Source organism: Lysobacter hankyongensis (genome assembly GCF_039543145.1).
Taxonomy (GTDB): domain Bacteria; phylum Pseudomonadota; class Gammaproteobacteria; order Xanthomonadales; family Xanthomonadaceae; genus Lysobacter_I; species Lysobacter_I hankyongensis.
On record NZ_BAABJE010000010.1, the window covers coordinates 261098 to 279461 of the forward strand.

General features: G+C 64.5%; 14 protein-coding genes. 7 read left to right on the forward strand and 7 right to left on the reverse strand.

Annotation, left to right across the window (positions count from 1 at the left end; genetic code table 11):
* Positions 1-4: 4 nt before the first annotated feature.
* From ABD974_RS10885 to ABD974_RS10915, 7 genes are all read right to left on the reverse strand, one after another.
* On the reverse strand, positions 5-667 hold the full coding sequence (locus tag ABD974_RS10885; RefSeq protein WP_345303339.1) for a DUF6602 domain-containing protein: 663 nt from the start codon (positions 665-667) through the stop codon (positions 5-7).
* A gap of 38 nt (positions 668-705) precedes the next feature.
* A complete protein-coding gene (locus ABD974_RS10890) occupies positions 706-3132 on the reverse strand; it encodes an N-6 DNA methylase (RefSeq protein ID WP_345303340.1) in 2427 nt (808 codons plus the stop codon).
* A 9-nt stretch (positions 3133-3141) separates the two neighbouring features.
* Positions 3142-5676 (reverse strand): DEAD/DEAH box helicase family protein, encoded by a 2535-nt coding sequence (locus tag ABD974_RS10895; RefSeq protein ID WP_345303341.1) that lies wholly within the window; start codon positions 5674-5676, stop codon positions 3142-3144.
* A gap of 819 nt (positions 5677-6495) precedes the next feature.
* Positions 6496-7818, reverse strand: a complete 1323-nt coding sequence (locus ABD974_RS10900; RefSeq protein ID WP_345303342.1) for a sensor histidine kinase — start codon at positions 7816-7818, stop codon at positions 6496-6498.
* A complete protein-coding gene (locus ABD974_RS10905; protein WP_345303343.1) occupies positions 7811-8494 on the reverse strand; it encodes a response regulator transcription factor in 684 nt (227 codons plus the stop codon). Before ABD974_RS10905 ends, ABD974_RS10900 begins: the two co-directional genes overlap by 8 nt.
* A gap of 387 nt (positions 8495-8881) precedes the next feature.
* Positions 8882-9778 (reverse strand): 30S ribosomal protein S6--L-glutamate ligase, encoded by an 897-nt coding sequence (gene rimK / locus ABD974_RS10910; RefSeq protein WP_345303344.1) that lies wholly within the window; start codon positions 9776-9778, stop codon positions 8882-8884.
* 110 nt (positions 9779-9888) lie between these two features.
* Positions 9889-11232, reverse strand: a complete 1344-nt coding sequence (locus ABD974_RS10915; protein WP_345303345.1) for an MFS transporter — start codon at positions 11230-11232, stop codon at positions 9889-9891.
* Between the two features lie 141 nt (positions 11233-11373).
* On the opposite strand from ABD974_RS10915, the gene cyoA reads away from it, so the two are divergent.
* From cyoA to ABD974_RS10950, 7 genes are all read left to right on the forward strand, one after another.
* On the forward strand, positions 11374-12435 hold the full coding sequence (gene cyoA, locus ABD974_RS10920; protein WP_345303346.1) for a ubiquinol oxidase subunit II: 1062 nt from the start codon (positions 11374-11376) through the stop codon (positions 12433-12435).
* Between the two features lie 93 nt (positions 12436-12528).
* On the forward strand, positions 12529-14508 hold the full coding sequence (gene cyoB / locus ABD974_RS10925; protein ID WP_345303506.1) for a cytochrome o ubiquinol oxidase subunit I: 1980 nt from the start codon (positions 12529-12531) through the stop codon (positions 14506-14508).
* A complete protein-coding gene (gene cyoC / locus ABD974_RS10930; RefSeq protein WP_345303347.1) occupies positions 14501-15139 on the forward strand; it encodes a cytochrome o ubiquinol oxidase subunit III in 639 nt (212 codons plus the stop codon). The genes cyoB and cyoC overlap by 8 nt, the downstream gene beginning before the upstream one ends.
* Positions 15136-15582, forward strand: a complete 447-nt coding sequence (cyoD, locus tag ABD974_RS10935) for a cytochrome o ubiquinol oxidase subunit IV (RefSeq protein WP_345303348.1) — start codon at positions 15136-15138, stop codon at positions 15580-15582. The genes cyoC and cyoD overlap by 4 nt, the downstream gene beginning before the upstream one ends.
* A complete protein-coding gene (locus tag ABD974_RS10940) occupies positions 15579-16370 on the forward strand; it encodes an SURF1 family protein (protein WP_345303349.1) in 792 nt (263 codons plus the stop codon). Before cyoD ends, ABD974_RS10940 begins: the two co-directional genes overlap by 4 nt.
* Entirely contained in the window at positions 16345-17706 is a 1362-nt protein-coding gene (locus ABD974_RS10945; RefSeq protein WP_345303350.1) for an ATP-binding protein, read from the forward strand. The genes ABD974_RS10940 and ABD974_RS10945 overlap by 26 nt, the downstream gene beginning before the upstream one ends.
* A complete protein-coding gene (locus tag ABD974_RS10950; protein WP_345303351.1) occupies positions 17696-18262 on the forward strand; it encodes a response regulator transcription factor in 567 nt (188 codons plus the stop codon). The genes ABD974_RS10945 and ABD974_RS10950 overlap by 11 nt, the downstream gene beginning before the upstream one ends.
* Positions 18263-18364: the final 102 nt, after the last annotated feature.

Here is an 18364-nt window from a genome sequence, read left to right on the forward strand (position 1 = left end):
CGGCTTATGGTACTGGGGCCTGATGCGCGGGAACCCACAGACCACGAGTCATGGAGAACAGTTCCTTGATCAAAGGCGACTGCACCGCCCTGACGAATCGGAATTTGCCCGGGCTCACCTCATACTTTCGCAGAAATATTTTCTTGTCCATTTCAAACGAAACAAAGAAATCCAACTCGGGATACTCGATTTTCTGCCAATCGACCTCTGCCTCATTTGGAATGGTCGCGTTATCGAAAAATGTCTTGTTCTCGCTGTCGTAAGAAAATCCGAACCGCTTCATTACCGTCATCTCTTCCAGCGCAACCTTGTAACAAACCAAACCGTATTGTGGCGATTCTTGTCCTTCGAGGTTCTGGATCATCGCTGCTTTTGCTTTTGCTCTTTTCAGATCCTTTCCGGTGCAATTTCCCTTTACCTCGATTACACAAAGAGCATCCTTCTTCTCGACGAAACACTGAGCACCTACGCGTCGTATGTGAGCATGCGGGCGGCACAATATGATGTCCAACTGACCCGCATCATATTGGCCGTCAGAGATCGTGCCTTTCAATAACTTAGGCTTCGGATCAGAACATGACTCAAGGGTAGAAATGAGAAAGTCCTCCCGGACCTCGCCCTTCATCAGCTCATGCGTGATGATCTCCGAGACGTCATACTGCGCCATCAGAAGATCTTCAGAATACTGATCGAACTGAGCGAACCTCATACTCCCCTCTCTTCGCCCCAGACCCGAGCAAGGGTCGCTTGTATTTTTTGCTCGAAGCGGGCGATCAGCTCGCGATTGGCAGCGACCAGCGCTTGCTCGGCTTCTATTTCTGCCACGATGGCTTGCTGGATAGCAAGGGATGGAAGGGGAATTTTCACATGAACCAGCGCGTTTCCATTGAACTGTGGCTGCCCCCCACCAGTCATGAGTGCAGCCGCTTGACTCCAATAGAGATCGCTCTGAGCAAAAGCCCAGTAGTAACGAGGGAGAACTCGATCTTTCGAGAAACGAAGCCTAATGAGAAACGAGGCGAACACCGCCGGATAGGTTTCTTCGAAAATCATCGTCTTTCCAAAGGTTGCTCCGGTTCGAGCAACGAGGATATCGCCATTTGATAGCAAGGCCTTCCGAGAATCATCACTTAACGTGATGAACTTAGGGTCTTCTGTTCGAAGCCTCCCATCTTGAGAGATGTCGGTGATACGAACAAAACGGGCATCACCTTGTTCTGCAGCCTTATCGGTAAATCCGTATTCAGGCTTGGTAATCTCTCCCAACTCCAGCACCGGCCAGTCAGGATGGACGGAAATGTGAGGACGGTAGCTATCGAGCACCGTCCGCGCTCCATCAACGACCTTCTGATAGCCCTCAATCTCCGCCACGATCTCCTTCTGCAAATCCAGCGGAGGCAATGGGATTTTGTGCTTTTTGAGCTTTGAATAGTGGCGCTGATAGCCATCACTCGTTAGAGGTCTGGCACGAAGAATGTGAAACAGGAACCGCGGATCGAGTATATCTATCGTTTGAAGGATCTTTATTCCGTCGGCCCCCTGCGCGAATGGCGCTTCAATAAGCTTGATTGCACATGTGTGGTCGCCAAAAATAACCAGTGGTTTGATGGGATGAATCAATGAGGATTCGTCGTTAGTCCAACCTGCAATGGCATCCTGCGACTGGTCGATGATCGGAAATCGTCCAGCAGTGCCAAATTCTGTTTTCTGAATCTTTTTTGGTGGTGTGACTGTCTCGACAAGGGATTCAACAGTCATCCACGGAAAGCGCGCGGATTGAACAGCCCCCTCCCGATACCTCTCCCCACTCAACCCATACTCGCCGCCCTCCGCGATCTTCGCCTTCGCCACCACATGCCCGGTGGTCAGCGTCAGCGCCTCCACCGGTTCGCCATCGCGCAGCGCCTGCAGATAGGCCGCGATCTCGGCCTGGACCTGCGGCAGATCGTTCTTCTCGATCGGGCGCCGCTGCGCACCGAGACCGAAGCCGTCGTTCTCGACCTTGAAGAAGGCGATGCTGTCGCTCTTCTTCGCCAGCGGCTTGTCGAAGATCAGGATGCTGGTCTTCACGCCCGAATAGGGGTTGAAGCAGCCCGCCGGCAGCGAAACCACCGCCACCAGCACGTTGTCGACCAGCAGCTTGCGCAGCGCCCGGTAGGCGGTCTGGCTCTGGAAGATGACGCCTTCCGGCACGATGATGCCGGCGCGGCCCTTGGCCGAGAGGTGTTCGGCCATGTAGTCGACGAACAGCACTTCGCTGCGCTTGGCGTCGATGGAAAAGCGGTTGTGCGGGCGGATGCCGCCCTTGGGCGACATGAACGGCGGATTGGCCAGGATCACGTCGGCCATTTCGTTCCAGCGGTCGTCCTGGGTCAGCGTGTCGTATTCGTACACGTGCGGGTCGCTGAAGCCGTGCAGATACAGATTGACCAGCGACAGCCGCACCATGTCCGGCGAGATGTCGTAGCCCTTGAAGTTGGTGGCCAGCCGTGCGCGGTCGTCGGGCCCGAGCTTGCTGCGACCCTTCGCGTCGACGTTGGTCCGCAGAATGTATTTGTAGGCCGAGATCAGGAACCCGGCGGTGCCGCAGGCCGGGTCCAGCACCACTTCGTGCTTCTTCGGCTGGATCACCTCGACCATGAAGTCGATGATGTGCCGCGGCGTGCGGAACTGGCCGGCATCGCCCTGCGATCCCAGCACCGACAGCAGATACTCGAAGGCATCGCCCAGGCGTTCGCTGTGGTCGTATTCGAACTCGTCGATGATCTTCAGGAAAGCGCGCAGCGTTTCCGGGTCGCGATACGGCAGATAGGCGTTCTTGAAGATGTCGCGGAACAGCGCGGGGATGCCCGGGTTCTTCGGCATCTTCTCGATGCCTTCGGCGTACAGCGCGAGGATCTCGTGCCCGCCCAGGCCCGCACGCATGAGCTTGGACCAGGCGTAGCGGGCGTATTGCCCGGTGAAGAACTTGCGCTTGCCGCCCAGCTCGTGGGCTTCGTGGTCCATGTCGTCCATGAACTTGTAGATCAGGGCGATGGTGATCTGTTCGACCTGCGATTTCGGGTCGGGAACCTTGCCCACGAGGATGTCGCGGGCCGTGTCGATGCGGCGCTTGGTGTCGGTGTCGAGCATGCGTCTTCTTCAGGGATTGAACTGCGCCAGGGGTACGTAGTCTTTCACGTAGCCCGGGACGAGGGTGCGGTATTTTGGGGGCACGGCCCTGAAATCGCGACTGTCGAAGTAGGCATTGGTCGCCAGGTCCTGGAAGTGCCGACGTTCGATGGCGTCGCGCACGCTGTCGCTGATGATGTAGGCCTTGAAGTAGTTCCTGATCGCGGGAATGTCGGTCGCCTCGTCCGGAGGCGCATCGGCGACGAACTTGGCGAACTCTTCCTCCAGCAGTTCGTCCCGGGACTTGAAGCCCGGAATGAAGCCGAAGACCTTTTCGAGGATTTCGCGCAGCGAGAGCCGGCGATCCACATCCGCGGCCCTGCGCAGCTTCTCCAGCGTGTAGTACTGGTCAGGCTTGTCGAAGATCTCGCGGTTGACGTAGTCGATCACGCGCTCCCATTCGCCCGCCTGCACTGCGGCCGCGATCTCGACGTTGCGACGCACGCTGTCCTCGAACGACTGGAAGAACATGCGGTCGATCTTCATGCCTTCCGCGCCGACCTCCTGCACACGCATGGACTCCAGCACGTCTTCGCCCATGTGCTCGTAGCCCAGGCCGGGCGGGGGCGGCGGGTCCGTTCCACCGCCCTTGGCGGAGGGACGGGGCAGCTTGAGCACCTCGTCGTAATCGAATTCGTCCTCGAAGTATTCGCAGTTGGCGAAGAAATCGAAGAGCTTGAACGTGGTTTTCTGCGGATGCGCCACGTCCGCTTTGGCGGCCTCATCCTGCAACTGTTCGCGGAAGTCGTGCTTTCGCGTGCCGCGGCCCTTGATCTGGATGAAGTCGGTCGGCGAGAAGACCGGGCGGAACAGCCCGAGATTGAGGATGTCCGGGCAATCGTAGCCGGTGGTCATCATGCCGACCGTCACGCACACCCGGGCCTTGCTGGTCCTGTAGTCCGGCAACACGTTCGCGGTGCCGAGCAGGTTGTTGTTCACGAAGTTGATCGTGAACTGCTGTGCGTTCTGGACCTGCGACGTGACCTGCACGGCGAAGTCCGACTGATAGCGCCCCGGATAGATGCGGTCCGCCATCGTGTTCAGGATCTGGGTCAGCTTGGTCGCATGATGCTGGCTGACGGCGAACACGATCGACTTCCCGAATTCGCCGCTGATCGGGTCGCGCAGCCCGTTTTCGAGGAAGGTCTTGCAGAACAACTGGTTGGTGTTCTCCGAGAAGAAGCGTTTCTCGAATTCGCGCTGCCCGAACGACTCTTCGGCGTCGTCGCCGTTGTCGTCGGTGAACACGGCGACGAAGCCTTCTTCGGACAGCAGTTGCGTGGTGACATCGGTCCGCGCATCGACCACGGTCGGATTGATCAGATACCCTTCCCTCACACCGTCGAGCAGGGAATAACGATAGGTGGGCTGGCCGTTTTCGCAGCCGAACGTGCGATAGGTATCCAGCAGCAGCCGCCGCTCCATTTGGCGCGGATCGCGCGCGGCGACCTTGGTTTCGTCCAGATTCTTCAAGTAATCGCGCGGCGTCGCCGTGAGCCCCAGCTTGTAGCCGACGAAGTAGTCGAACACCGCGCGGGCGTTGCCGCCGATGGAGCGGTGGGCTTCGTCGGAAATCACCAGATCGAAGTCCGTCGGCGAGAACAGCCGCTGGTACTTGTTGTTGAACAGCAGCGACTGCACCGTGGTCACGACGATGTCCGCACGGCGCCAATCGTCCCGACTTTCCTTGTAGATGACGGTCTTGGCATCCGCGGACAACAGCGCCGAGAATTGTCTGTGCGCCTGATCTTCCAGTTCGAGGCGATCGACGAGGAACAGCACGCGGCGTACATTCCGCGAGCGCAGGAACAGCTTGATGACCGCGGCCGCGGTGAGCGTCTTGCCCGTGCCCGTGGCCATTTCGAACAGAAAGCGTTGTTTGCCCTGTTCGACGGCCTTCTGCAGCGCCTTTACGGCTTCGATCTGGTATCGACGCAGGAATCGAAGTTTGTTGGCGCGCACGAATGCGTCGCGCTCGGCCGCGTTGCGCCAACCCGCTTCTTCGCGGTAGCCGGGGCGCTGGGTGAGGACGATGTAGTCGCTCTCGATCGTCTCCTGCACGATCAACGCGGGCTCGGGCGTGACGTGACGATAGCCGATGACCGACTCGGGCGTCGGGAATGCGGTGATGATCTCGGGATTGCCGCGTTCCAGATCCCAGAAGTAGTGGAGATTGCCGTTGGACAGAATCACGAAGCGGCATTTCATGGCCTTGGCGTATCTGCGCGCCTGTTCCTTGCCGACCAATGGATGCTTCGCTTCGGATTTCGCTTCGAGAACGATCAGCGGGTGACCCTTGGCATCGAGCAGCAGGAAATCGATGAACCCTTTCGAGGAAGTCTCGAAATCGTTGCCGAAGGCGTCGAGATCCTGCTGATGCAGGGTGACACCGGGTTCGAGGCTGATGTTGGCGGCGCCCCGGTCGTCGTCGAAGAAGCGCCAACCGGCCTGCTCCAGCAGACGATTGATCTTGATTCTCGCGGCGGCTTCCTTCGGATTGTTCATGGCGTTGCGTGCCCGGATTCACGTCGAGACAGCGACATGGGCTTCGACGCGCGTGCGACACCGTCACCTGGGCCGAGTCCATTTCGCTGGTCTTCCATCCGGCTATCCCCTGTTGCCTGCCGTCGATGTTACCGGAGCCCACCGAAGACGGGCCACGGCGGAGGCTGTCGGGTCTGACAGTCTGGAACAGCAGATCCCTCCACCGGTGGCGCCGGTGTTCGGGATGACAGGGATTGGAGACTTTCGGGCAGAGTGCGGAGGCGGTGGGAGGCGGTCGCGACTTCCGTCGCTCCTACAGTGGGCCTGCGGCGAGGGCGCGGGGGCGGCGGGAGGCGATCGCGCCTGCCGGCGCTCCCACCAGAGCAAACACAGCAACAGGTCCCTCCGCGCGGTGCGCGTTCGGGATGACAGGGGCTTCGGTAGCGGTGCGGCAAGGATGGGTGTGCGGCTTCGTTCGTCGCGACTTGCGTCGCTCCTACAGTGGGCCTGCGGCGAGGGCGCGGGGGCGGCGGGAGGCGATCGCGCCTGCCGGCGCTCCCACCAGAGCAAACACAGCAACAGGTCCCTCCGCGCGTTGCGCGTTCGGGATGACAGGGGCTTCGGTAGCGATGCGGCAAGGATGGCTGTGCGGCTTCGTTCGTCGCGACTTGCGTCGCTCCTGCAGTGGGCCTGCGGCAAGGGCGCGGGGGCGGCGGGAGGCGATCGCGCCTGCCGGCGCTCCCACACGAGCAAGCACAGCAGCAGGTCCCTCCGCGCTGTGCGCGTTCGGGATAACAGGCGTCGGGATGGCGGCGTGTTTGAACGCCGCGGGGGTTCGCGTCAGTTGCCGAAAGTGAGCGTGGCGACGACGCCTTTTTCCGTGCCGGGGACGACGCGGACGCGCCAGCCGTAGAGGGCGCAGAGGCGGCGGACGATGGAGAGGCCGATGCCGCCGCCCTGGGTGTGTTCGGCGTGGCTGCCGCGGTAGCCGCGTTCGAACAGGCGGGCGGCGTCTTCGGCGCTGAGGCCGGGGCCGCTGTCGATCACGTCGACCGCGTTGCGGCCGAGGCGGACGATCACTTCGCCCTGCTGCGTGTATTTCACCGCGTTGCCGATGAGGTTGCTGAGCGCGACGGTGACCGCGGCGTCGGGGGCGTCGACGATCACCTGGCCGGGCGCACCGTCCAGGCGCAGCATCAGCGGTTTGCCGCCGAGCTGGCCGCGATGCGCGTCGAGCAGTTGTTCGGCGAGCCGGCCGACATCGGCGGCGCCGTGGCCGCGTTCGTTGCGCGACAGCAGCAGCAGCGCGCTGATGAGGTCGGTGCAGTTCTGTTCGGCGCGCTGGATGCGCTGCAGGCGGACGCGGGTTTTCTCGTCCATGTCGGGCTTGGCCAGCAGCAGTTCCGACGCGCCGCGGATCACCGCCAGCGGCGTGCGCAGCTCATGGCTGACGTCGGCGTTGAATTCGCGGTCGCGCTTGACCACGTCGGTAAGACGCTCTGCGTAGTCGTCGAGCGCTTTCGCCAGTTCGCCGACTTCGTCCTCGGCGAAATGCGCGGCCAGCGCTTCGGGTTCGCTGCTGCGGCCGGAGCGGCGGAGGCGCCGCGCCAGTTCGGTCACCGGACTCATCACGCGCGAGGCCGCCCACCAGCCGACCAGCAGGGAGAACAGCGTGAACAGCACCACCGAACCGAAGATCGCGCGATTGAACTGCGCGTCGCCGCGGCTGGCGCGGGTCATGTCGTAGGCGAGGAAGAACCAGGCGTCCGGCGTCTTGCGCACCGCGAGTTTGTAGACGAACGGGGTGCCGTCGGGGTTCCTGCCGCTGAGACGGTGGATGCCGTCCGGCAGCGCATGCCACTCCGGGCGATTCAGGCGAACCGATTCGAATTTTTCGGGCGTGTAGACGAACGCGCGGATCTGGTCGACCGCGAACTGCGGATTCGAGGGATCTTCCTGGAAATTGCGCGCGGCCTCCGCGATGTTGCGGTTCATCAGGTCTTCGACCAGCGCGTTCTCCACGCGGCTGCGCGTCCACTGGGTGGCGAACGCGAACAACGAGGTCAGGCCGAAGCCCAGCAGCAGGAACGACAGGATGATGCGACTGCGGAGCCGCCGCCGGTACGCGGGGCGCTGCCGGCGCGGCAGGGCAGGCTCAGGCATTGGCTTCGGGGACGGCGATGCGATACCCGATGCCGTGGCGGGTCTGGATCAGCGGCACGCCGAAGGGCTTGTCGACCACCGCGCGCAGGCCGTGGATGTGGACGCGCAGGCTGTCGGAATCGGGCAGTTCTTCGCCCCACACCCGGGTTTCCAGTTCCTGGCGGGTGACGACGGCCGGCGAAGCTTCCATCAGTGCCTGCAGGATCTTCAGCGCGGTCGGGTTGAGCTGCAGCAGCTTGCCCTGGCGGCGCACTTCGAGGGTGTCGAGGTTGTATTCGAGATCGCCGACGTCCAGCACCCGGCTCTGGGTGCCCTTGCCGCGGCGGGCCAGCGCGTTGAGGCGGACTTCGACTTCCTGCAGCGCGAACGGCTTGATCAGGTAATCGTCGGCGCCGGAGTCGAAACCGGCGATCTTGTTGTCGAGGGTGTCGCGCGCGGTGAGCATCAGCACCGGGGTCTGCTTGCGGGCTTCGCCGCGCAGCTTGCGGCAGACTTCCAGCCCGTCCATGCCGGGCAGATTGAGGTCGAGCACGATGGCGTCGAACTCGTGGACGATGGCCAGGTGCAGGCCGGTGATGCCGTCGGCGGCGAAATCGACGGTATGGCCGCGGTCCTCCAGGTAGTCGCCGAGGTTGGCGGCGATGTCCTGGTTGTCTTCGATCACGAGTATGCGCATGCGGTTGAATCCTCGGAGGTCGTGATGAGACCCGTCGTGCGTCGAACGGTTCCCGGCGATGCCGCACGTCGCGCGCACGGGCCGTGCGGCGGCCATTCTGTCACAGGGACGGAATCGCGCCACGGCCGCGGCGGCTGCATGCAACGCGCACGGCCGCGACCCGGGCATGCGGTCGAAAAGCAGGAGACGACGCGGTCGAAAAAATGGCCCGGGCGACTTGGGTCGCCCGGGCCGAACATGGGTGTCACCCCGATCAGCCGGTTCTGCATCTGCCCCCTGACGAGGATGGGTGGAATGACAGAGATCGGCCCGGACACGCTACGCCCGGGGCGATTAAAGGGCCGTTAAAGGCAGATGACAGTCGCTGTTAGGCGCTCAACCAGGCGATCACGATCGACGGCGTTTCGCTTTTTTGTCTGCCTTTTCCAGATTTTCGATGATTTTTCCGGCCACATTCACGCCCGTGGCCGCCTCGATGCCCTCCAGCCCGGGCGAGGAATTGACCTCCAGCACCAGCGGCCCGCGCCGGGCGCGGATGAGGTCGACCCCGGCGACGCCCAGCCCCAGGACCCGGGCCGCGCGCACCGCCACCTTGCGTTCGTCGTCGCTGGCTTCGACGGCCTCGGCGCTGCCGCCGCGATGCAGGTTGGAGCGGAAGTCGCCCTTCGGCGCCTGTCGCCGCATCGCCGCGACGACCTCGTCGCCGACCACGAAGCAGCGCAGGTCCGCACCCTCCGCCTCGGCGATGAACTCCTGGACCAGGAAGTTCGCGTACAGCCCGCGCAGGGCTTCGACCACGCTGCGCGAGGCCGACGGTTTCTCGGTGAGGATTACGCCGGCGCCCTGCGAGCTTTCGTTGAGCTTGATGACGTGCGGCGGCGGGCCGAGCATCGACAGCAGATCGACGGTGTCGTCGGGGTTGTCGCCGAACACCGTGACCGGCATGTCGATGCCCTGCGCCGCCAGCAGCTGATGCGTGCGCAGTTTGTCGCGCGCGCGGGCGATGGCCTCAGCGCTGTTCGGGGTGACGCTGCCCATCAGCTCGAACTGGCGCAGCACCGCGCAGCCGTAGCGGGTGATCGATGCGCCGATCCGCGGCAGCACCGCCTGATAGCCGGAGATCGGCCGGCCTTTGTAGTGCATGTCGAAGCCGTCGCTGGCGATGCGCATGTAGCAGCGCAGCGGATCGAGCACGCGCGCGCTGTGTCCGCGCTCGCGCGCGGCTTCGACCAGCCGGCGGGTCGAATAGAGCTTGCTGTTGCGGGAGAGGATGGCGAGTTTCATGCGCGACGACCCGGGGCGACCGGGAATCGGCAGCCTGCCATGCGGATGATGACAGTTCCCGCGCGTCGGCGGCATGCGCGCCGCGCGACGAAAACGATCGGCCTTGAGGATCAGCTCTTGAAACTTCGCGCGCGATTGATGCCCAGCGCCACCAGCGTGCCGACGGCGCCGGACAAGAGATACGCGCCGAGCCACGCCAGCCCGAAGTTCGCGCACAGTCCCAGCGCCACCAGCGGCGCGAAGGCGGCGCCGATCAGCCACGCGAGATCGGCGGTGAGCGCGGCGCCGGTGTAGCGATAGCGCCGGCCGAAATTCGCGGTCACCGCGCCCGCGGCTTGGCCGTACGACAGGCCCAGCAGCGCGAAACCGATGAGGATGAAGGCGTCCTGGCCGATCTGCCCCGCGCCCATCAGGGTCGGCGCGAAGCCGCTGAACATCGCGATGCCGATCGCCAGCCCGCCGAGCGTGCGTGCGCGGCCGATGCGATCGGCGATGAAGCCCGAAGCGACGATGCCGCCGGCGGCGATGCAGGCGCCGACGATCTGGACCAGCAGGAAGTCGACGATCGACTGATCCGAAAACAGCAGGATCCACGACAGCGGGAAGATCGTGACGATGTGGAACAGCGCATAGCTGGCCAGCGCCGCGAACGCACCGATCACCACGTGCTGGCCCTTGGCGCGGAACAACTCGCCGATCGGCGTCGGCTCCAGTTCCAGTTCGCCCATCCTGCCCTGGTATTCCTCCGCGACCACCAGCCGCAGCCGCGCGAACAGCGCGACCACGTTGATCGCGAAGGCGACGAAGAACGGATAACGCCAACCCCAGGCGATGAAGTCCGCCTGCGTCAGGCTCGCGTGCAGGAACGCGAAGACGCCCGCGGCCACGATGAATCCGACCGGCGCGCCCAGCTGCCCCAGCATCGCGTACCAGCCGCGGCGTTCCTTGGGCGTGTTCAGCGCGAGCAGCGAAGGCAATCCGTCCCACGACCCGCCCAGCGCGATGCCCTGCAGCACCCGGAAGAACGCCAGCAGCGCGATCGACCATCCGCCCAGCGTGGCGTAGGCGGGCAGAAACGCCATGCCGGCGGTGGCGGTGCCGAGCAGGAACAGGGCGACGGTGAGTTTGACCCCGCGGCCCCAGCGCGCCTGCATCGACATGAACAGCACCGTGCCGAGCGGCCGCACCACAAAGGCCAAGGCGAAGATCGCGAACGACCACAGCGTCCCCTGCAGACGATCCAGAAACGGAAAGAACACCGCCGGAAACACCAGCGCCGACGCGATGCCATAGACGAAGAAGTCGAAATACTCGGACGCACGGCCGACGACGACGCCGACGGCGATCTCGCCCGGGGCGACATCGGGATGCGCCCGCGTGCCGTGATCGCGCGAGGACGCGGTGGAGCCCGGCAGGGGCGAGAGCGGAGCGGAGGGAAGCGGGGCGGGACGCATCGGAAATCCGGGGAGGGAACGCTGCGAACACAGCGTGGCAGAGACGCGCGCCGGAAACGATAGGACAAAACGTCCAATTCTCGCAGTGACACGCCGCCACTACATTGATCCACGTCAATTTCGCCTCTCTCCCGGTCCGCCATGTCCCTTCTTCGCAGACTCCTCCAGATCGCCGTGCTGCTGGCGGCCGCCGGCCTGCTGTCCGGCTGCGATCTGCTGGTGCTCGATCCCGCCGGCGACATCGCCGCGCGCCAGGGCGACCTGATCGTCGTCGCGACGCTGTTGATGCTGATCGTGATCGTGCCGGTGATCGGGCTGACCTTCTGGTTCGCGTGGCGCTATCGCGCTTCCAACCAGAGCGCGACCTACACGCCCGACTGGGACCACTCGACCCAGCTGGAGCTGGTGATCTGGGGCGTGCCGCTGCTGATCATCATCGCGCTGGGCGCGGTGACCTGGATCAGCACGCACCTGCTGGATCCGTATCGCCCGCTCGACCGCATCGCCGACGGCCGGCCGGTGCCCGCCGACGCGAAACCGCTGGAAATCCAGGTGGTCGCGCTGGACTGGAAGTGGTTGTTCGTCTATCCGGAACAGGGCATCGCCTCGGTGAACGAAGTCGCGGTGCCGGTCGATCGGCCGGTGCGATTCCGGATCACCGCCTCGTCGGTGATGAACACGTTCTACGTGCCCGCGCTCGCCGGGATGATCTACGGCATGCCCGGCATGGAGTCGAAGCTCAACGCGGTGATCAACGCGCCCGGCGAGTACGAAGGATTCTCGGCGAACTACAGCGGCGCGGGTTTCTCGCACATGCGGTTCAAGTTCCACGGCCTGGCCGACGCCGATTTCGAACGCTGGGTCGAGCGCGTCCGCGGCAGCGATGGTGCGTTGACCCGCGCCGCGTATCTCGATCTCGAAAAGCCGAGCAAGCGCGATCCGGTGCGGCACTTCGCGCGCGTCGACGCAGGCCTGTACGAGGCGATCCTCAATCGCTGCGTCGACACCGAACGCCTGTGCATGAACCAGATGATGGCGCTCGACGCCGAGGGCGGCCTGGGCCTCGACGGCCTGAACGCGCTGGAGATGCCGCGCCGCGGCGATCCCCGCCTCGGGCCCTATGTGTCCGCGCAGGTCTGCACGGTGCCGACCGCCGGGCCATCCGTTCTGTCCTCCGCGCTCGGCGGCATGCAATCGCCCTGAGACACCGCACGCGGCCTTGAGCACGCTGCTTCGAAATCGCTACCGGAAGTCCCCACGATGTCCCTCGAAAGCGCCACTGTCCCGCATTCGCCGATCTTCGGGCGCATGACATGGGAAGCGATTCCCATGCTGCACGACAAGATCGTCCTCGCCACCTTCGTCGGCACCATGATCGCCGGCATCGCCCTGTGCGCCGCGATCACGAAATACCGGCTGTGGGGCTATCTCTGGAAAGAGTGGTTCACCAGCATCGATCACAAGAAGATCGGCATCATGTACATGGTGCTGGGCCTGGTGATGCTGCTGCGCGGCTTCGCCGACGCGATCATGATGCGCCTGCAGCAGGCGATGGCCTTCGGCGACAATCTCGGCTATCTGCCGCCGCACCATTACGACCAGATCTTCACCGCGCACGGCGTGATCATGATCTTCTTCGTGGCGATGCCGCTGGTCACCGGCCTGATGAACTATCTGGTGCCGCTGCAGATCGGCGCGCGCGACGTGGCCTTTCCCTTCCTCAACAACTTCAGTTTCTGGATGACCGCCAGCGGCGCCGGGCTGGTGATGCTGTCGCTGTTCTTCGGCGAATTCGCGGCGACCGGCTGGTTGGCGTATCCGCCGCTGTCGGGCGTCGCCTTCAGTCCATGGGTGGGCGTCGACTACTACATCTGGTCGCTGCAGATCGCCGGCGTCGGCACATTGCTGTCGGGCGTGAACCTGCTGGTGACCATCGTCAAGATGCGCGCGCCCGGCATGGGCCTGATGAAGATGCCGGTGTTCACCTGGACCGCACTGTGCACCAATGTGCTGATCGTCGTGTCGTTCCCGGTGCTGACCGCGGTGCTGGCGCTGCTGACGCTGGATCGCTACGCCGGCACCAACTTCTTCACCAGCGACCTCGGCGGCAACGCCATGATGTACGTCAACCTGGTATGGATCTGGGGCCATCCGGAGGTCTACATCCTGATCCTGCCGATGTTCGGCGTGTACTCGGAGATCGTCTCCACCTATTCCGGCAAGCGCCTGTTCGGCTATTCGTCGATGGTCTACGCGACGGTCTGCATCACCGTGCTGTCGTATCTGGTGTGGCTGCACCATTTCTTCACCATGGGCTCCGGCGCCAGCGTGAACTCGTTCTTCGGCATCACCACGATGATCATCTCGATCCCGACCGGGGCGAAGATCTTCAACTGGCTGTTCACGATGTACCGCGGTCGCATCCGCTTCGAAGTGCCGATGCTGTGGACCATGGGCTTCATGGTGACCTTCGTCGTCGGCGGCATGACCGGCGTGCTGCTGGCGGTGCCGCCCGCGGACTTCGTGCTGCACAACAGCCTGTTCCTGGTCGCGCACTTCCACAACGTGATCATCGGCGGCGTGGTCTTCGGCGCGTTCGCGGCGATGACCCACTGGTTCCCGAAGGCCTTCGGTTTCCGGCTGGACGACTTCTGGGGCAAGGTCTCGTTCTGGTTCTGGCTCGCCGGCTACTGGTTCGCGTTCACGCCGCTGTACGTGCTCGGCCTGATGGGCGTCACCCGCCGCATGAGCCACTTCGAGGATCCCTCGCTGCAGATCTGGTTCCAGATCGCCGCGTTCGGCGCGGTCCTCGTCGCCATCGGCATCGCCGCGTTCCTGATCTGCATCTATGTGAGCTTCCGCAAGCGCGCGCAGTTGCGCGATGTCACCGGCGACCCGTGGAACGGGCGCACCCTGGAATGGTCGACCTCCTCGCCGCCGCCGGACTACAACTTCGCGTTCACGCCGGTGGTGCACGACAACGATGCCTGGTGGGACATGAAGCAGCGCGGGTTCGAACGCCCGACCGGCGGCTTCCTGCCCGTGCACATGCCGAAGAACACGGCGGCCGGCGTGATGCTGTCGGCGTTCAGCACCGCACTGGGCTTCGCGATGATCTGGCACGTGTGGTGGCTGGCGGTGGTATCGCTGCTGGCGATCGTGGCTTACGCGATCCATCACAGCTTCGACGGCGATCGCGATTACCACATCCCCGCCGACGAGATCGCCGCGACCGAGCATGCGCGCAGCGAACAGCTGAGGTCCCTCCATGTCTGAGTCCATCGCCCTCGCCCGCACCGACGGGCCGACGGTTTCGAATCCGTTCCTGGATCTCGAAGGTCGCCACCATCCTGAAAACGGCACGCTGCTGGGCTTCTGGCTGTACCTGCTCAGCGATCTGATGATCTTCGCCTGCCTGTTCGCCGCGTATGGCGTGCTCGGGCGCAATTACGCCGCGGGGCCGTCCGGCGCGGATCTGTTCGATCTCCGGCTGATCGCGGCGAACACCGCGATCCTGCTGGTGTCGTCGATCACCTACGGCTTCGCGATGATCGCGATGCAGCAGCGTCGACCGCGCGCCACGATCGGCTGGCTGGTCGCGACCGGCACCCTCGGCCTCGGCTTCCTGGCGATCGAACTGTACGAATTCCACCATCTCATCCACCTCGGCGCGGGGCCGCAGCGCAGCGCGTTCCTGTCGTCCTTCTTCGCGCTGGTCGGCACCCATGGCCTGCACGTGCTGTTCGGCGTGATCTGGCTGGTGGTGCTGTGCGTGCAGATCCATCGCCACGGTCTGACCCGCACCACCGTCCGCCGCGTCGCCTGCCTGTCGATGTTCTGGCACTTCCTCGACGTGGTGTGGATCGGCGTGTTTTCCTTCGTTTACCTGATGGGTGTGCTGCCATGACGCATGCAACGACGCCGCACGACGCGCCTGATCCGCACAATGCGCACGCTCACGACGACGTTCATGCCGACGGCATGCATTTCGACGACGGCATCCCGCACGTCTCCGCGCGCGAGTATCTCAACGGCTTCGTGCTGTCGGTGGTCCTGACCGCGATTCCGTTCGCGCTGGTGATGACGGAAACGATCTCGAATTCGACGCTGGCGGCGGTGGTGATCCTGCTGTTTGCCGCGGTGCAGATCGTCGTGCACATGGTCTACTTCCTGCACATGAACACGAAGTCGGAGGGCGGCTGGAACCTGCTGGCGCTGGTGTTCACGGCGGTGCTGGTGATCATCGTGCTGAGCGGTTCGCTGTGGGTGATGCATCACCTGAACACCAACATGATGCCGGGGCAGCACGAGATGCAGGAGATGCCCAAGACTCCGCGAAACACGCCATGAGCGCCCGCGCACGTACCGTCGCGTTCGGCGTGGCGCTCGCGATGGCGTTCGCCGGATTCGTATCGCTCGGCGTCTGGCAGGTGCAGCGCATGCACTGGAAACACGCGCTGATCGCGCGCGTGGAGGCGCGCGTCGACGCCGCGCCCGTCGCGCCGCCTGCTCGCGACGCGTGGACAGCGATCACCGCGGCGAGCGACGAATACCGCCGCGTGGCACTGAACGGGCGATTCCTGCCGGTGACGGAGACGCGCACCCAGGCGGTCACCGCGCTCGGCGCAGGCAGCTGGGTGCTCGCGCCGCTGTGCACCGATGCCGGCGACATCGTGCTGGTGAACCGCGGCTTCGTGCCCACCGGCGAAGCCGCCGCACCGCCGCCGGCGGGCGCGGTCCGGATCGAAGGCCTGCTCAGGATCAGCGAACCCGCAGGCGGTTTCCTGCGTCGCAACGCGCCCGCGCAGGACCGCTGGTATTCGCGCGACGTGGCCGCGATCGCACGGGCGCGCGGACTGTCCGGCGATGCGGTCGCACCGTTCTTCGTCGATGCCGTTCAGGCGCCCGGCGTCGCAGGCTGGCCGCGCGGCGGCCTGACGGTGGTGACGTTCCGCGATTCCCACCTGTCCTACGCGCTGACCTGGTTCGGCATGGCCCTGCTCACCGCGGTCGCCGGCGCGCGGCTGTTCGTATTGTCGAGCGGTTTCCGGCAAGATCGTCGCCGACGACACCATGTCGAACGAAATCATGGTGGACGACAGGACCTCGATCATGCCGGCCCGATCCCCCGCTGCTGACACGCCCACCGACCGCACGCCCATCGAGCGGGCACGGCGGCGCCGGGGCGAAGCCGCCCCCCGCGACCGCACCGGGCTGCGCAACATGCAGCAGTTGATCCAGTTGCGCTGGATCGCGGTGATGGGCCAGGTGCTCACGATCCTGGTGGTCCACTACGGCATCGGCATCGCGCTGCCGCTGCGCTGGATGCTCGGCGTGCTGCTGCTGCTCGCGCTGTTCAACCTCGCCAGCCAGGTCTGGTGGAAACAGCGCGGGCATGTGTCGAACGCCGCGATCCTGGCCGGGCTGCTGGTCGACGTGGCCTCGCTGACGCTGCAGCTGCACTTCAGCGGCGGCATCACCAACCCGTTCGTGTTCCTGTACCTCCTGCAGGTCGCGCTGGGCACGGTGCTGCTGCGTTCGCCGGCGCCGTGGATCCTCGCCGGCGCGACCGGCCTGTGCGTCGCCGCGCTGATCATGCTGCCCTCGCCGATCGAGATCGCCGTGCACCCCGGCGGCGGCCTCGGCGACCACTACGTGCAGGGACTCTTGATCTGCTTCCTGCTGCTGGCCGCGCTGCTGGTGGTGTTCATCAGCCGCATCGGCGGCATCCTGCGCGAACGCGACGCCCGCCTGGCCGAACTGCGCCAGCGCGCCGCGGAAGAGGAACACATCGTGCGCATGGGCCTGCTCGCCTCCGGCGCCGCGCACGAACTGGGCACGCCGCTGGCGACGCTGTCGGTGATCCTCGGCGACTGGCGGCACCTGCCGACCTTCGAATCCGATCCCGAACTGTCGCACGATGTCGTGGAAATGCAGGCGCAGGTGGCGCGCTGCAAATCGATCGTCACCAACATCCTGCTGGCCGCGGGCAAGACGCGCGGCGAAGCACCGGTCGAAACGACCCTGCATGCCCTGCTCGACGAGATGGCCGAGGAATGGCAGACGCTGCGCGGCCTCGCCGATTTCCGCTATCGCCGGAGTTGCGCCGAGAACCCGCGCATCGTCTCCGACGTCGGACTGCGGCAGATGGTGTTCAACGTGCTCGACAACGCGCTGGAAGTCTCGCCCGGCTGGGTCTCGCTCGACGCCGATTGCCGCGACGGCCAGCTCGTCATCGAGATCGCCGACGACGGGCCGGGCTTCGTCACCGACGTGCTCGAACGCCTCGGCACGCCCTACAACTCGACCAAGGACCGCCCCGGCGGCGGACTCGGCCTGTTCCTGTCGGTCAACGTTGCGCGTACGCTGGGCGGCACGCTGACCGCCCGCAACCGGCGCCAGGGCGGCGCGATCGTCACCATGACGCTGCCGCTGTCCGCCATCGCGCTCGAGGCGCACGACGATGACCGATGAACGCACGAACGACGAACGCACGAAAGATCAACGCAGGCTCCTGATCGTCGAGGACGACGCCGCGTTCGCGCGCACGCTGGTGCGCTCGTTCGAACGCCGCGGCTACACCGTGCGCCACCTCAGCGGCGAAGACGGATTGGCGGCGCTGCTCGACGACTTCGCGCCGACCCACGCCGTGGTCGACCTCAAACTCGCCGGCAACGCCTCGGGCCTGTCCTGCGTGCAGGCGCTGCACGCCTGGGATCCCGACATCGTCATCGTGGTGCTGACCGGCTACGCCAGCATCGCGACCGCGGTCGAAGCGATCAAACTCGGCGCCCGCCACTACCTCGCCAAACCGTCGAACACCGACGACATCGAAGCCGCCTTCCAGCGCGCGGTCGGCAATACCGACGTCGAACTGACCGACCGCAAGACCTCGATCAAGACCCTCGAGTGGGAACACATCCACGAAACCCTCGCCGAAAGCGGCTTCAACATCTCCGAAGCCGCCCGCCGCCTGGGCCTGCACCGCCGCACCCTCGCGCGGAAGTTGGAGAAGCGGCGGGTCAAGTAGATCAAAAATACGAAATGACGACGCCTTGCGTGGTCGCTCCTCGTAAGGATTATCGTGGAATGTGGGCTGTCGATGAGGATGGAATCGATACCCGATGCATTT

Bases quoted from the DNA above. Each gene is read 5' to 3' on its own strand.
- ABD974_RS10900 (WP_345303342.1), bottom strand. From the start codon at position 7,818: ATGCCTGAGCCTGCCCTGCCGCGCCGGCAGCGCCCCGCGTACCGGCGG.
- ABD974_RS10905 (WP_345303343.1), bottom strand. From the start codon at position 8,494: ATGCGCATACTCGTGATCGAAGACAACCAGGACATCGCCGCCAACCTC.
- cyoA (WP_345303346.1), top strand. From the start codon at position 11,374: ATGTCCCTTCTTCGCAGACTCCTCCAGATCGCCGTGCTGCTGGCGGCC.
- rimK (WP_345303344.1), bottom strand. From the start codon at position 9,778: ATGAAACTCGCCATCCTCTCCCGCAACAGCAAGCTCTATTCGACCCGC.
- ABD974_RS10940 (WP_345303349.1), top strand. From the start codon at position 15,579: ATGAGCGCCCGCGCACGTACCGTCGCGTTCGGCGTGGCGCTCGCGATG.
- ABD974_RS10945 (WP_345303350.1), top strand. From the start codon at position 16,345: ATGCCGGCCCGATCCCCCGCTGCTGACACGCCCACCGACCGCACGCCC.
- ABD974_RS10950 (WP_345303351.1), top strand. From the start codon at position 17,696: ATGACCGATGAACGCACGAACGACGAACGCACGAAAGATCAACGCAGG.
- ABD974_RS10885 (WP_345303339.1), bottom strand. From the start codon at position 667: ATGGCGCAGTATGACGTCTCGGAGATCATCACGCATGAGCTGATGAAG.
- cyoD (WP_345303348.1), top strand. From the start codon at position 15,136: ATGACGCATGCAACGACGCCGCACGACGCGCCTGATCCGCACAATGCG.
- ABD974_RS10890 (WP_345303340.1), bottom strand. From the start codon at position 3,132: ATGCTCGACACCGACACCAAGCGCCGCATCGACACGGCCCGCGACATC.
- cyoC (WP_345303347.1), top strand. From the start codon at position 14,501: ATGTCTGAGTCCATCGCCCTCGCCCGCACCGACGGGCCGACGGTTTCG.
- ABD974_RS10915 (WP_345303345.1), bottom strand. From the start codon at position 11,232: ATGCGTCCCGCCCCGCTTCCCTCCGCTCCGCTCTCGCCCCTGCCGGGC.
- ABD974_RS10895 (WP_345303341.1), bottom strand. From the start codon at position 5,676: ATGAACAATCCGAAGGAAGCCGCCGCGAGAATCAAGATCAATCGTCTG.